Below are 13479 nucleotides of genomic sequence, written 5' to 3' on the forward strand. Positions count from 1 at the left end.
CAGCAGGCGCGCCTTGCGCACCGCCACCTCACCGCCGCCGACGATAAGCACCGGCTTGTTTTGCAGCTGACAGAAGAGAGGGAGAAAGTCCATAACAGGCTCCGGATGCTGGCCCGCTCGCAATGCCGCGCCGGGCGAGATAGCAGGGCGCGCCGTGGCGCACCCTGGATGGTTGGGGGAAAGGCCCCCCAACGGGAATAAAAAAGGGGACGCGTGATCTACGCCCGGGCCAACGACAGATCCCCACCGGTGTCGGCCACTTGATCACGCTTCCCCAAACGAGGTTTTTCTATTGCACCGCTTTGACGTGCATGTTGGCGACGTACTGATCTTCGGCCCAGAAGATGCGGTCAGCGACCATGGCTTCCGGGTTGAGGGTGACGCCGCGCAGCACCCGCTCCTTGAACTTGTGATAACCGGCCCTGTCGATAAGGTGACCCATGTGCAGGTAGATGGGTTTGCCATCCAGCATCTCGGCCTCGAACTCGAACAGGTTCTTGATCACTGCGTGCAGCACCTCTTCGGTCACCCAGTTGAGGAACAGCTTGCCGGTACGGGGGGTCTTCTTGCTGGTGCGTCCGCCCAGTTTGACCATGTAGAGCTGCTTGGGATCCCGCTGCCAGGCCATGGTCGGGCAAGCCAGCACGCATTCGCCACAGCCGATGCACTTGCTCTCCTCCTTGACCGCCTTGCCATGTTTGATGGCGAGGCAATCCACCGCGTGGTGGCTGCACGCCTTGACGCAGGCGCCGCAGCCGATGCAGCGCTCGGCATTGAAGTTGATCTTGGCGATGCCGAGGATGCCAAAGTCGGCCATGTTGGCCTTGGCGCAGTCGTTGGGGCAGCCAGCGATCACCATCTTGAGGTGATAGGGGTTGGGGTAGAGGTGCTTCTCCATCCGCTGGGCCAGCCCGGTACAGTCGATATTGCCCTTCTGGCAGATGGTGTTGCCCTGACAGGCGACGATGTTGCGCCCGCCGATGGTCTGGTAACCGGCTGTGGTGTCCGCCACCTCGATGCCGCAGGTCTCCACCTCGAGCTCCTTGATAAAGGGCTCGAGGGCGGCATTGACCTTGTCCATGTCCTGATACTTGATGCCGGGCATCGCCAGCTTCTGGCGGGTGGTGAGGTGGATCAAGCCGTTGCCGTACTGTTCGGCGATCTGCTGGGCCACCGCCAGCAGGTGGGCGGGCATGATCCCGCCGGGAATGCGTACGCTGATCATCGCCTCACCGCGCACCTTGGAGAGGCGGTATTCGTTCTTGGCGCGGGCCTTGATGATGTCGATATCGAGACTCATGGTGTTCTCCCTCAGTCGATCAGATGCTGGGCCTGGTCAAAACGAAAGACCGGTCCATCCACGCAGATATAGGTGTCGCCCATCCGGCAGTGGCCACACTTGCCCACGGCGCAGGCCATGCGGCGTTCGTAGTCGACCCAGATACGCTCCTTGGGGATGCCCCGCTCGAGGAAGGCGAGCACCACGAAGCGGATCATGATGGGGGGGCCGACCACGATCACCTGGATATCCTCTTTGTCAGCGAGATCCAGCTGGTCGATGTAGTCGGTGACCCGACCGATGCGAAACTGATCGCTCTCCTTGCCCTCGTCCAGGGTGACGATGAGGTTCTGCTGCTCGGCCCACAGCGGCATCTCGTGGCGATAGAGCACCGCCTGCTCGTTCTTGAAGCCGAGGATCATGTCGAGGGACTTTACCTGTTCCGGGTGTTTGCTAAAGCGGCGCAGCAGCCCTTTGACCGGGGCGACGCCGGTACCGCCCGCCACCACGATGAGGTGCTGGTTGCGGTAGGTCTCCAGCGGATAGCCGTTGCCGTGGACGCCGCGCATCCACACCTTGTCGCCCACATCGAGGGCAAACAGCGCATCGGTCACTTTGCCGACTTTGCGGATCAACAGATCCACATAGCCATCGCCATAGTCGGAGACCGAGATGGGCGCTTCGCCGACGGTAGGCAGGGAGATCTCCACAAACTGACCGTAGTGGACATCAAAGTCGCGGGAGACCCGAAAGTTCCACTCCAGCTCGGTGTGGCGCTCGATCGCCAGAATGGTGTAGGCCTTGGGCAGCAGGCGGTTTTCGACCACTTCCTGCTGCTGTTCTGCTGTTGCGGTTTGTTGGCACTGGCACATATCAGTTCGCCCCCTGCGCGTTGTCGGCTGCGATGGTCTGTTCGACCACATCGGTCATCTTGTTGATGATGTTGCTAAAGGAGATGTAGTGAGGGCAGCGATCGTCGCAGCGGCCACAGCCGACGCACATATGCTCCTCCCCCTGACGGGCCTTGTAGTCGTTGACCTTGTGCAGGGCGCGATAACGCAGGCGCTCGCCATGTTTGGCGCGAAAACCGTGGCCACCGGCCATGTCGCTGAAGCCATCCACCATGCAGCTGGCCCACTGGCGGCGACGCTCGCCCTGCTTGGGATTCTCCGCATAGGTGAGGTCGTGCACGCTGTAGCAGCTGCAGGTCGGGCAGGAGGTGGTGCAGCGGCCGCAGCCGATGCAGCGGCTGTCGTACTCGGCCCAGACCGGATGGGCGGTGAGGATCTGGCGGATCCGCTGGGGGTCGTCACAGATGCTGTCCGGGGTGCGCACCTTGACCGGGTTGCTTTGGACAAACTCCGGGGTGAAGTCGTCGGATTCACCCAGCTCGGCAAAGTAGCCGAGCAACTCCGGATCCTTCACCTCGATACGGGCGCCCTCATCGCTCAGACGAATGGCGGCGGCGTAGTCCTTAGTCTCATTGCTGCCCATGGAGACGCAAAAACAGTTCTCGAAGCTCTCGCGGCACTCCAGCAGTACCAGCTTGAGCTTGCTGCGCAGCCGGGCGTAGTAGACGTCGCTGTTCTGGCCGTTTTTCAGGTAGACCTGATCCAGTCGGCGCAGGGCGTGGATATCGCAGCTGCGCAAGAACAGCAGGGTGGGCTTGGCCTCCACCCTGGATTCGCGCAGCTCCAGATTGTCGAAGTGAAACAAAGTCTGGGTGATGGGGAGCACCACCTCTTTCGGGGAGAAGTGGGACTTCTCCTGCCACACCAGATCGGCCGGATGGCGGATGCTGTGGTAGGTGACGTTGTCGGTGTCGGAGAAGCGACCGCCCCGATATTCGGCCGCAGGGGCCATGATCCGGTAATCGGGCAGCAGCCGCTCGAACAGCTGCGCCAGCGCGGGATGGGTGAGAAGAAACGACATAAATAAACACCTTGTATGAGGGTGAGATGCCCTGGCATAGGGATGAGGAGCGGGCCGATCAGGGTGTCTGGCACCGGTGCTGGCCGCGCTTGCCTCGCCACGGTCTGTTTTTATGACTCATGTTGTTCAACTGACCCGATTGTTATTGTGTTGGCGGCGCGTGCGTCGCGGCAGGTCGGGTCATGCCTGTAAAAGCCTTATCAATTGAGCAGGGCGGCCTGATAGCCTGCGCACTTGCCCATCACGTATCCCATCTCCAGCTTGTTGATATCGCGGGTGAAACGGGAAACGGGGAAGTAGTCGGCCGGGGCGATCACCTCGATCTGGCAGTCATCCGGCGGATTGGCGATAAAATCGAGCGCCTCGTTGTAGCTGCGATCCCGCTGCTCCAGCGCATGGGCCAGCGCGGGGCGGGTCTTGAGCAGGGTGCGGATCATCCAGGGGAACGGCATCGGCTTGAGCCGGTAGCCGAGCGGCTCGGAGAGGATCACCGTCAGGTGACGGGCACCGCGGCGATAGGCCTCGATCACCGGGATGGAGTCGGCCACCCCGCCATCAGTCATCGGCACCCCGTGTACCTCCGGGTATTCGCGGGAGGCGAGGGGAATGGCGCAGCTGGCGGGCAGCACCTCGTTCATGTTCTCCGGCTTGACCCGGATGTACTCCGCCTTGCCGGTCAGGGTATTGGTCACCACCGCATAGAAGGGGATGGCGGTCTCGCGATAGGTATGGATATCGAGGGGGTATTTGCGGCAACTGGTATTCCACAGCCAGTGGATATCCACCAGATTGCCCCCCTTGGCAAAGCGCAGGGGGTCCATGAACTCCTGAGCACAGGCCAGTTCGGTCAGGATGTCGTGGCTGCGGCCATGCTGGCTGGCAAGGTAGGCCAGCAAGTTGGTGGCCCCCGCCGAGACGCCGATGGCAAAGTCAAAGGGGCGATAGTCATGCTCGATAAACGCATCCAGCACGCCGCTGGCAAAGATGCCGCGCATGGCACCGCCTTCTACAACCAATGCGCTGGGGGATGCGGTTTTGTTCATGACAGGCACCTCATAAGTGAGAGAGAAAAGATAAGTGGGAGAAAAAACGTCCGGGCTGCCAGGCCGACCGTTTTGATAGCCAACCGGGGTTGGCCATCGCAATGAGGTCATTCTAAGAAGGGGATTGTGTTTAGAATATCTGTTAATAATGAATCAATCGTTTTGTATTTCTAAACGCTAATGATAAAACTCGTTGTGATAAAAGGGGTTATGTAGGAGTCTCAAAGATTCTGTGATGGCTGGATATTGGCAAGGATGAGTGTGTCATGACGTTATTGCTTCCCCCGCTGCTCAAACGTGGCGATACCATCGGCTTTTTCTCCCCCTCCAGTGCGGCCACGGCCTGGGCGCCACAGCGCTTTGCTCGCGCCAAGGCGTTTTTGGAGGCGCAGGGTTTCAGGCTCAAGGCGGGCAGCCTGACCGGCCAGCAGGATCACTGGCGATCCGGCTCCATAGCCGCGCGGGCAGCCGAGCTCAATGCACTCATTCGCGATCCGCACGTGCGTTGCATCATGTCGGTGATCGGCGGCAGCAATTCCAACTCCCTGCTGCCGTATCTCGATTTTGATGCGCTCAAACGGGACCCCAAGATCATCATCGGCTACTCGGACGTGACGGCCCTGTTGCTCGGCATTTATGCCAAAACTGGCCTGGTTACCTTCTATGGCCCGGCGCTGGTGGCCTCGTTCGGTGAATTGCCGCCGCTGGTGGACGAGACCCTGTCGGGCTTTCGCCAGATCTGCCAGGCCGGTGGCGCCGTCGTGCCTCATAGCTTGCCGACCCCGGCGCAATGGACCGACGAGCGGCTGGATTGGGAAAACCAGACCCGGGCCAAGCAGTGCCTGCCCAACCGGCTGATCTCGGTGGGAGCGGGCAAGGTGCGGGGCAGGCTGATCGGCGGCAACCTCAATACCCTGGCGGGGATCTGGGGCTCCCCCTATATGCCGGCCATCCAGCAAGGAGACATTCTGTTGCTGGAAGACAGCCTCCATTTGGCAGAGACGGTGGAGCGCTCGTTTGCCCACCTCAAGCTGTGCGGGGTGTTTGACCGCATCGGTGGCCTGGTTCTCGGCAAGCACGAACTGTTCAACGATCAGGGCAGTGGTAAGTGCCCCCTCGATATCCTGCTGGAGGTGGTGGGGGAGCCGACCTTTCCCATACTGGCGGAGTTTGACTGCGCCCATACCCACCCAATGCTGACCCTGCCTCTTGGCATAGAGGCTGAGCTGGATCTCGATGCCCAGACTCTCACCCTGTGCGAGCCCTGGCTGCGTTAGCGGCCGTGTCAGCTCAGGCACGGCGTAGTAGCCGATCGCAATCCAGAGCAGGATGCAAAGAGGCCGCAACAGCGGCCTCTTTTACTTTCTCAGATCCGGGGTCAGGGCAGGGCATCCGGCCGGAAGCTTGCCCGGATCTGCGGCACCAGGGGCGAGACATCGAATCCCTTCTCTTCACCCAGCACCGGGTGGAGCAGGGCCAGATCCGGGATCGGGGTCAGATCCCCCGCCAGCAGCTGGCGGGTGGCCTGGCCCATCTGGTAGAGCTGGCGCACCGAGGCGAACTGGGTCGCGAGGTTGAGGGCACCATCATCGCGGGCAAAGGCCATCATGGGGATCTGGTAGGTGGCATCGCGAGGCGGCTTGTCACCGTGAATGCCCTTGCCCGCCGACATCAGAAACGGCTGATGATCGCCAAAGGTCACCACCAGATAGCGCTTGCCGGATTGGTCCAGGGTCTTGAGCAGCCGCTCCAGCGAGGCCATGGCATCCACTACTCCGGTGTAGTAGGTGTTGAGCAGCTGGCGCTCTGATCAGGACAGGCCTTGTCGAGTTGCTGGGCCTGATAGCGATCCCCGTCGAAGGGGCCGTGGCCCTGCATGGTGACCGCATAGGCAAACAGGGGCTGGCTATCCTGCTCGCTGCGCCTGAGCAGGTGATCGATCAGTGCATCGTCCGAGATATAGAGTCCTTTATGCTCGAGCGTGGTGAAGCGGGTATCGAACCAGCGCTCCTCGTAGCCAAGGGCCGGGATCGCCTTGGCACGGCCCCAGAACTTCTCCACATAGGGATGGGCAAACAGGGTCTTGTAGCCACTTTGCCTGGCGCTTTGCGCAAGGCCGGGCACCTGCTCCGAGAGGTAGTAGTAGGGCACGACCCCCTGCTTGAGCAGGCCCACCGGCAGGCCCGTGTTCATCTCGAACTCGGCCAGTACCGTCATGCCGCCCGTGGTGGGGGAGTGGATGGTCTTGTGCCACTGCTGCACGCTGGTGGGCAGGCTAAGGGTCGGGGGCGGGGCGCAGATCTTGCCCTGCCAGCCGAGCCAGAGCGACTCGTACTGCAGCACTATCACCAGATCGAAGCGGGGGGCTTGCCCCTGGCTAGCATGGCTGAGCTGGGGAGTGAACTCGTTGATCTGCAAGGGGTAGCGAAACACGCTGCCGTTTTGCAGCATTTCGTCCACCAGATTGAACAGGTAGAGGCCGGGACCGGCCCGTATGATGTCCCTGTGATAGTTGACCGCCCTGTCCACGTAGCGAATGTTGGCCCCCAGCAGCTTGTTGCTGGTCTGGGTGGCGAATACGCACAGGGCAAAGAAGGCGGCGGTGGCGGCCAGGGTGCGCAGGATCCAGCGTGACAGGGCGAAGCGCCAGCAGAGAAACAGCAGCAGGCCGGCGCCCAGCACTGGCAACACGGGATGTTGCTCCAGCAGGATGCGCAGCAGCGCCAGCAGGTTGCCGAGATCATCCCCCCCCAGCGGCACCCCGTAGATGGCGATCTTCATGAAGTTGGCGAGCAGGCCTATGCCTGAGAGCGCCGTGAACACCAGCCCCATGTAGAGGTTGAAACCCGCCAAGGCGCAGAGGCTCCAGCCCAGCACCATGCTGCCCCAGGCGAGGTAGTAGTGCTCGGGCCTGAAACCTGACCAGAGCAGAAACTCCCCCAGTTTGAACACCACGAAGCCGTGCAGCAGTACGAAGGTGAGGTTGCCGAGCAGCAGGCTGCCGATGACTCGCCAGCGCAAGCTGCGTCTGAGGCGGGGCAGTACGGTTCTGAGCACGGCAGCGCTCAGGGCCAGCACCAGCACCAGGCTGGTGAAGAGGTAGCTGAGGTTGAAACCCTGCTCCGGCAGCGTCTGCAGGATCTGGCTGAAGTCGGCGCTCTCGGGGCGATCCGCCAGCAGCAGGCCGATCCGCAGCTGGTAGCGGCTGGCGAGGGCATCGTCAGGCGCCCGCAGTGTACTGTTGAGATCCAGAGTACAGCCGGTTTTGCGGCACACCTGGCGCTTGTCTACCGGCTGATTCAGTTGATCTATCCGCTCTCCCCGTTCGTTGAGCAACTCCACCCGTACCTTGTCCCCCTCCTGTAGCGGCTTGAGCAGTTGCCACTGGCTGCGCACTACCAGGTAGAGGCCACGGCTGTCGCTCTTGTAGAGCAGAGCGTGACGGGTGAGGGTGGCGATCGGCTGATCGGCAGGTCCCAGTACCAGCGGCTGGGCCCGGCCGAGCCAGTTGCCGGGATTGATCTGCGGCAGTATCAGGGTCAGCAGCAGCAGCGCGGCCAGCAAGCCAAGCAGCAGGGAGGGCAGACTGGGTACCCTGGCTGACAAGCGTGCTGAAGAGGGGACTTTCATATGAGCTCATCCTTTGAGCGAGTGATGACGGCGACTGGCTGCTGCATTTAATTTGACCCGATGGTGAGGGGCTTGTTCCTTGTTGTCAATTTAATGACCAGACAATGAATATTTCATGACCATGAAGCCATGCAAACTGTGATCCGGATCGGACGGCCACACTCATTCTGTGATGAAAGCGTCATCATGGAGCTTTGCCTCTGGTCTGCATCTGCCTTGCTGCTTAGTCTCTCAATAATGATGGAGGTACATGTATGAATCCCAAAGTAGCGGCACGTCAGGCAAGATTGCTCCGCATACTGGAGAGCAAGGAGGAGATCCGGATCGGGCGCGAGCGGGATTGCCCCTTGCCACTGGCGCAGCTGGTGAGACTTAAGGAAGGTCATCCCGCTGTGCTCAAGGTGTATCGTCACGGCCTCACCGCCGAGGTATTTCACCTCAAGGTGGAGGGACATCACTGGTGCCTGAAACGGCGCCGGCACGACTCCCTAGTGGCCAACGTCGACGGCAAGACCGCCTTCCTGACCGAACTGGAGCGGCGGCGCGAGATAGAGGCCCTGCGCGAGCTGCATCCCACCATTCTCTCCAATGTGGTCTGTACCTGCTTCGGCTCGGCCAGGGCAGGGGTGCTCATCTCCCCCTGGTTGCGAGGGGTACCGGTACACGATCTCAATGACCGCAATCTGGCCCAGATGCTGGCGGTGCAGGCCGAGCTCGCCCATTGGGGCTGGTTTGACTGGGATCCGAGCCCGGGCAACCTGCTCGATGATGGCCAGCAGATCGCCGTGTTCGATTTTGGCTACATGTGGCCGTTCGATCCCCGCCATGAATTCAACTCAAACGGCCTCTCCGATCCCCAGTTTCATGTGCCGGAACGGCTGGAGACCCGCACCCTCTCGGGTCTCTGGCTCGACGAGCCGGATCCGTTGCCGCAGTTTCGCTACTGGCGTGGCCTCTGTCTGAGCTGGGTGCAGCGCGAATTGCAATATCTGACCCGTGAGGGGGCTAGCTCGGCAGTGCTGGCTCGATTGCAAGGGTTGCAGGGGGAGTGGCGCTCGGCACTGGCAAGCGATGACGCGCTGGCCGCCAACTGGTGGCGCGATATGTATCGCAGCCACAGGCTCGACATCATGGATGACCTCAGCGGCAAGAGCTGCGGCCCGCTCACCCTGCGCCGGCTCGACTGGCTTGAGAAGGCGGTGACCGACCATTTCACCGAGCTGGCGGATAATCTGGGGCCTGACGAGGCTGGCTATAGTCAGGCAGCGCTACTTGCCAGACTCGCGGGTCTGCGTGAGGAGATCCGCGCCTGTCTGCTGCCGGTGCCCACCCTGGTGGGGTAAGCGGGCGTGGGTATCTACTTCGATGACCTTAGCCGCAACGAAAAGAGGGGCACCCTGGGTGCCCCTCTTTTATGCAGTGTCACACCTCGGCTGGCTCAGTCGAGCAGCTCCTGGTGGAGGCGGTTGACTATGTGGCCCGCTTCCTCTTCCTTGACCAGGAAGCAGAGGTTATGGGCACTGGCGCCATAACAGATCATGCGGATGTTGTGCTCGCGAATGGCGTCAAAGACCTGACTGCCCACCCCGGCCGCCTCGCTCATGCGGTTGCCGATGAGCGCCACCAGGGCCAGCCCGGTTTCCACCTTCACCTTGCACAGCTGACCCAGCTCCGCCAGCACCTTGTCGCTCAAGATGGGCTCGCCGTTGCTCTGGCTGCCGGTGTGATCCAGTGTAAGCGACACGCTCACCTCCGAGGTGGTGATGAGATCCACCGAGATGCGGTGACGGGCCAGGATGCCGAACACCTCGGCCAGGAAGCCGTAGGCGTGGAACATGTTGAGGCTGTGCAGGGTCACCAGCACCTGCTGGCGGCGCAATGCCACGGCGCGAAACAGCGGGTTGGTACGGGTGCTGGCGCGGATCCAGGTGCCGCCGGCCGCCGGATCCTTGCTGGAGCCGACAAACACGGGTATGTCCTGGCGTACCGCCGGCTGCAGGGTGGCCGGGTGCAGCACCTTGGCGCCGAAGGTGGCCATCTCGGCCGCCTCGACGAAGCTTATTTCGGGGATGGGGCGGGCGCGGGTGACGAGGCGCGGATCCGTGGTGTAGATGCCGGGCACGTCGGTCCAGATCTCTATGCTGCCTGCATCCAGCGCCTCGGCGAGCAGGGCGGCGCTGTAATCGGAGCCGCCCCGACCGAGGGTGGTGGTGCGGCCATCGCTATCCGAGCCGATGAAGCCCTGGGTGATGATGAGGCTGTCGCCGAGCAGGGGACCCAGCGCCTGCTGGCAGAGGACGCGGGTGGCGGCGAGATCAACGGTCGCCTTGCCAAAGCGGCTGTCGGTGCGCATCAGCTGCCGGACATCCTGCCAGTGGGCCTTGATGCCGCGCTGGCGCAGCAGCTCGGTGAAGAGGTGGGTGGACATCAGCTCGCCGCAGGCGATGAGGCGATCGGCCAGCTCGGCATCCGTATGCTGACTGGCCTGGCGGGCCATGGTGCGGATTTCGCCGAGGGTGGCATGGATCAGGGGGCTCAGATCGCTTGGGTCGCCCAGCGCCGTCAGTATGGCCTGCTGGATCGCGGCCAGTTTGGCCAGCTGTGCCTCTTGGCCCGTTTCGTCCAGATCGCCCTGAGCCAGGGCTACCAGCAGGTTGGTGACGCCGGCACTGGCGCTCAGCACCACCACCCGGGTCGCCGGGTTGGCCAGCACCACATCGGCACAGTTGTTCATGGCCGCAGCCGTGGCGACACTGGTTCCGCCAAACTTGGCGACATTGATCGGGCTCATTGCATACTCCTGTCTTAATTTAAAAATCCGGATCCATCGGGCAAAAAGAGAGGAGGAGGCTGAAAATGGCAGGAATGAGAGAGGCTATCCCGGCCAGAAGCACTCCACCCGCAGAGCCCATCCCGTACCAGCCCCTGGTGGGGCTCGGTGGGGGATGACCACTACCGATGACAACCCGGGGGATTCAGCCCCCGTAGCCGACGTTGAGGTATCCAGTTGCCTCACTCGTCTCGGCGCTGCTCCCCCTGACCCAAGTTCATCGGACTCTGGCGTCCTCCCTCGGGCTGCCTGGGCAGCGCTCCTCTTCTGGCTCCACCGCAGGCGGTGGAGTGCAATTAGAAATACCCTGCGCTGGATTGCACTGTCAATCGAGATTGTGAAAAACTTAACAATCGGCGACAACCAGACACAAGATCAATAACTTACGAAATGGTCTTTGACAAAACCTTGGAGCGACGCTGCCAGTTGTAGAAGCGCTGCCGCTCCACCGGCAGGTCTTCCACCTCCAGCGGCTCGAAGCCCCGCTCCCGGAACCAGTGAATGGAGCGGGTAGTGAGCACGAACAGGCGGCGAATGCCGAGCCGCTTGGCCCGCTCGGCCACCTTGGCCACCAGCTGATCCCCCCGGTTGGAGTTGCGATACTCGGGGTGAATGGCGACGCAGGCCATCTCCGCCATCGCCTCTTCCATGAAGCAGTAGAGCGCCGCGCAGCCGATGATGAGGCCGTCGCGCTCGATGATGGTGAACTTGTCTATTTCCATCTCCAGCTGCTCACGGGAGCGGCGCACCAGAATGCCTTCCTCCTCCAGCGGGCGGATGAGATCCAGGATGCCGCCGATATCTTCTATGGTGGCGGCGCGGGCCTGCTCGGCGCTTTCCCTCACTATCTGGGTGCCGAGACCATCGCGGCTGAACAGCTCTTGCAGCATGGCGCCGTCATCCTGATAGCTCACCAGGTGGGAGCGGGGCACGCCGCCGCGGCAGGAGGCAATGGCCGCCCGCAGATAGCGGGCGGTGCCGGACATCTCTTCGCCCGCCTGCTCCAGCTCCACCAGCAGCTCCTCGGCCTGCTCGGGGAAGAGCTCGGAGATGGCCTCGCCGTGTCTGTCCATCACCCCCTGAGTGCTGCTGAAGCAGATGAGCTTGTCGGCCTTGAGATCCACCGCCACCCGGCGGGCCACCTCTTCCGAGCTCAGGTTGAAGCTCTCACCGGTGACCGAGCAGCCGATGGGGGAGATGAGCACCAGGCTCTTCTGATCCAGCTGGCGGGTGATCCCCTCCACGTCGATGCGGCGCACCCGGCCGCTGTGGCAAAAATCGATGCCGTCATCCACGCCGAGCGGCTGGGCGGTGACGAAGTTGCCGCTTACCACGCTGATGCGCGCTCCCTGCATGGGAGTGTTGGCCAGCCCCATGGAGAGCTGGGCCGTGATGTCGTACTGCAGGCCGCCACACACCTGTTTGATGATGGCGAAGCTCGCGTCATCGGTGACCCGGATCCGTCTGTGGTACTGGGCCTCGATACCGGCCCGGGCCAGCGCCTCGTCGTTTTGCGGGCGTGAGCCGAATACCAGCACCAGGCGTATCCCCAAGGTCTGCAGCAGGGCGATATCGCTGACGATATTGGCAAAGTTGGGGTGGCAGATGGCTTCCCCGCCCATCATCAGCACAAAGGTGGCGCCTCTGTGCACGTTGACATAGGGGGTTGACTGCCGAAAGGCATAGACCAGGCTGGGTTCGCGTTCACGCACTTGAGGCTTCTTCCATAAAAAAACAGCAATGGGCTCAATATATGAAAATAAATTCACAAATCAAGACTAAATATTGATTTTGATGTTTTATGCCACCATTTGGGCTGACAGGGGGGGGAGGGACCCCGCCGGGCGATTGCCGGACGCTGAAGGATGCCGCCATCCCAGCGTGGCCGCGGCCTTGGTTGATCCCGGCCCATAAACTGTTATCTTCGAGACTCCTTTTCGTCAGCTGTGCGATCGCACAGGTTTTTATACAAGGACAGGGTTCATGGAACAGATTATTTCACCGGCAGACGCGCTGCCGGGACGTCGCGAGACTATGGTGATTGGCCAGCAGCATGCGGTTAATGGTCACCCGACCCAGGGCCCCTGGCCTGAAGAAATGGCGGTAGCCTGGTTTGGCATGGGTTGTTTCTGGGGTGTTGAGCGCCTGTTCTGGCAACAGCCCGGGGTTTACTCCACCGCCGCCGGCTATCAGGGCGGGGTCACCCAGAATCCGACTTACAAGGAGGTGTGCAGCGGGCTGACCGGCCATGCCGAGACGGTGCAGGTGGTGTTTGATCCCAAGGTGATCAGCTATGGCGATCTGCTCAAGCTGTTCTGGGAGCAGCATGATCCGGCCCAAGGCATGCGCCAGGGCGGCGACATCGGCACCCAGTACCGCTCGGTGATCTTCTGTGCCGACGAGAGCCAGCAGGCCATTGCCCAGCAAAGCATGGCGGCCTATCAGCAGGCCATGATGGCCAGCGGCGACAGCCGCGCCATCAGCACCCGCATCTTGCCGCTGGTGCCCTTCTATTACGCCGAGGATTACCATCAGCAATATCTGGAGAAGAATCCGGAAGGGTATTGCGGACTGGGTGGCATTGGTGTCTGTCTGCCGCCGAGCCTCAATCGCTAAGAAGCGGTGCTGCGTTTGGAATCCACCTGTTTTCCGCATAAAAAAGAGCCGCAGTGGCGGCTCTTTTTGGTGATCAAAGTACCGCTGAACAAGCTGAGTGTCAGCGCGATGAAAAAATCGTAAAAAATGTGTCATGGTCGGGAACTAAA

General features: G+C 61.6%; 10 protein-coding genes, 1 pseudogene and 1 riboswitch. Of the genes and pseudogenes, 3 read left to right on the forward strand and 8 right to left on the reverse strand.

Features of this window, described 5'->3' with window-relative positions; translation table 11 throughout:
* The 5 genes from BN1128_RS26450 to BN1128_RS13890 all read right to left on the reverse strand — a co-directional run.
* Positions 1 to 93, reverse strand: a 93-nt coding sequence (locus BN1128_RS26450) for an NAD(P)-dependent oxidoreductase (RefSeq protein WP_156140355.1), incomplete at its 3' end; no start/stop codon positions are given.
* Between the two features lie 196 nt (positions 94 to 289).
* The gene (gene asrC / locus BN1128_RS13875; RefSeq protein WP_042869746.1) at positions 290 to 1300 is read right to left on the reverse strand and encodes a sulfite reductase subunit C; all 1011 of its coding nucleotides are present in this window, start codon (positions 1298 to 1300) and stop codon (positions 290 to 292) included.
* A gap of 11 nt (positions 1301 to 1311) precedes the next feature.
* A complete protein-coding gene (asrB, locus tag BN1128_RS13880; protein ID WP_042869748.1) occupies positions 1312 to 2151 on the reverse strand; it encodes an anaerobic sulfite reductase subunit AsrB in 840 nt (279 codons plus the stop codon).
* Between the two features lies 1 nt (position 2152).
* Positions 2153 to 3211: an anaerobic sulfite reductase subunit AsrA gene (gene asrA, locus BN1128_RS13885; RefSeq protein ID WP_042869750.1), complete on the reverse strand. Its 1059-nt coding sequence runs from the start codon at positions 3209 to 3211 to the stop codon at positions 2153 to 2155.
* A gap of 200 nt (positions 3212 to 3411) precedes the next feature.
* Positions 3412 to 4254 (reverse strand): patatin-like phospholipase family protein, encoded by an 843-nt coding sequence (locus tag BN1128_RS13890; protein WP_042869752.1) that lies wholly within the window; start codon positions 4252 to 4254, stop codon positions 3412 to 3414.
* Positions 4255 to 4520: 266 nt separating this feature from the next.
* On the opposite strand from BN1128_RS13890, the gene BN1128_RS13895 reads away from it, so the two are divergent.
* Positions 4521 to 5531 carry a S66 family peptidase gene (locus tag BN1128_RS13895; protein WP_042869753.1) on the forward strand — a complete coding sequence of 337 codons (1011 nt, stop codon included), beginning with the start codon at positions 4521 to 4523 and terminating at the stop codon, positions 5529 to 5531.
* 101 nt (positions 5532 to 5632) lie between these two features.
* On the opposite strand, the pseudogene BN1128_RS13900 reads toward BN1128_RS13895, so the two are convergent.
* Positions 5633 to 7884, reverse strand: a pseudogene (locus BN1128_RS13900) (LTA synthase family protein).
* 254 nt (positions 7885 to 8138) lie between these two features.
* Between BN1128_RS13900 and BN1128_RS13905 the strand changes: the two are divergent.
* A complete protein-coding gene (locus tag BN1128_RS13905; protein ID WP_042869754.1) occupies positions 8139 to 9227 on the forward strand; it encodes a protein kinase family protein in 1089 nt (362 codons plus the stop codon).
* Between the two features lie 95 nt (positions 9228 to 9322).
* Here BN1128_RS13905 and lysC read toward each other — a convergent pair whose 3' ends face one another.
* Both lysC and argA read right to left on the reverse strand, forming a co-directional pair.
* Positions 9323 to 10675 (reverse strand): lysine-sensitive aspartokinase 3, encoded by a 1353-nt coding sequence (gene lysC, locus BN1128_RS13910; protein WP_042869755.1) that lies wholly within the window; start codon positions 10673 to 10675, stop codon positions 9323 to 9325.
* Between the two features lie 89 nt (positions 10676 to 10764).
* A riboswitch (Lysine riboswitch) is annotated at positions 10765 to 10989 on the reverse strand.
* 108 nt (positions 10990 to 11097) lie between these two features.
* Complete coding sequence (argA, locus tag BN1128_RS13915; RefSeq protein ID WP_042869757.1) at positions 11098 to 12426, reverse strand: amino-acid N-acetyltransferase; 1329 nt, start codon at positions 12424 to 12426, stop codon at positions 11098 to 11100.
* Positions 12427 to 12697: 271 nt separating this feature from the next.
* Between argA and msrA the strand changes: the two genes are divergently transcribed.
* Positions 12698 to 13330, forward strand: coding sequence for a peptide-methionine (S)-S-oxide reductase MsrA (msrA, locus tag BN1128_RS13920; protein WP_042869759.1), 633 nt, complete (start codon positions 12698 to 12700; stop codon positions 13328 to 13330).
* Positions 13331 to 13479: the final 149 nt, after the last annotated feature.

It is taken from the genome of Aeromonas piscicola (assembly GCF_000820005.1).
Classification (GTDB): Bacteria; Pseudomonadota; Gammaproteobacteria; order Enterobacterales; family Aeromonadaceae; genus Aeromonas; species Aeromonas piscicola.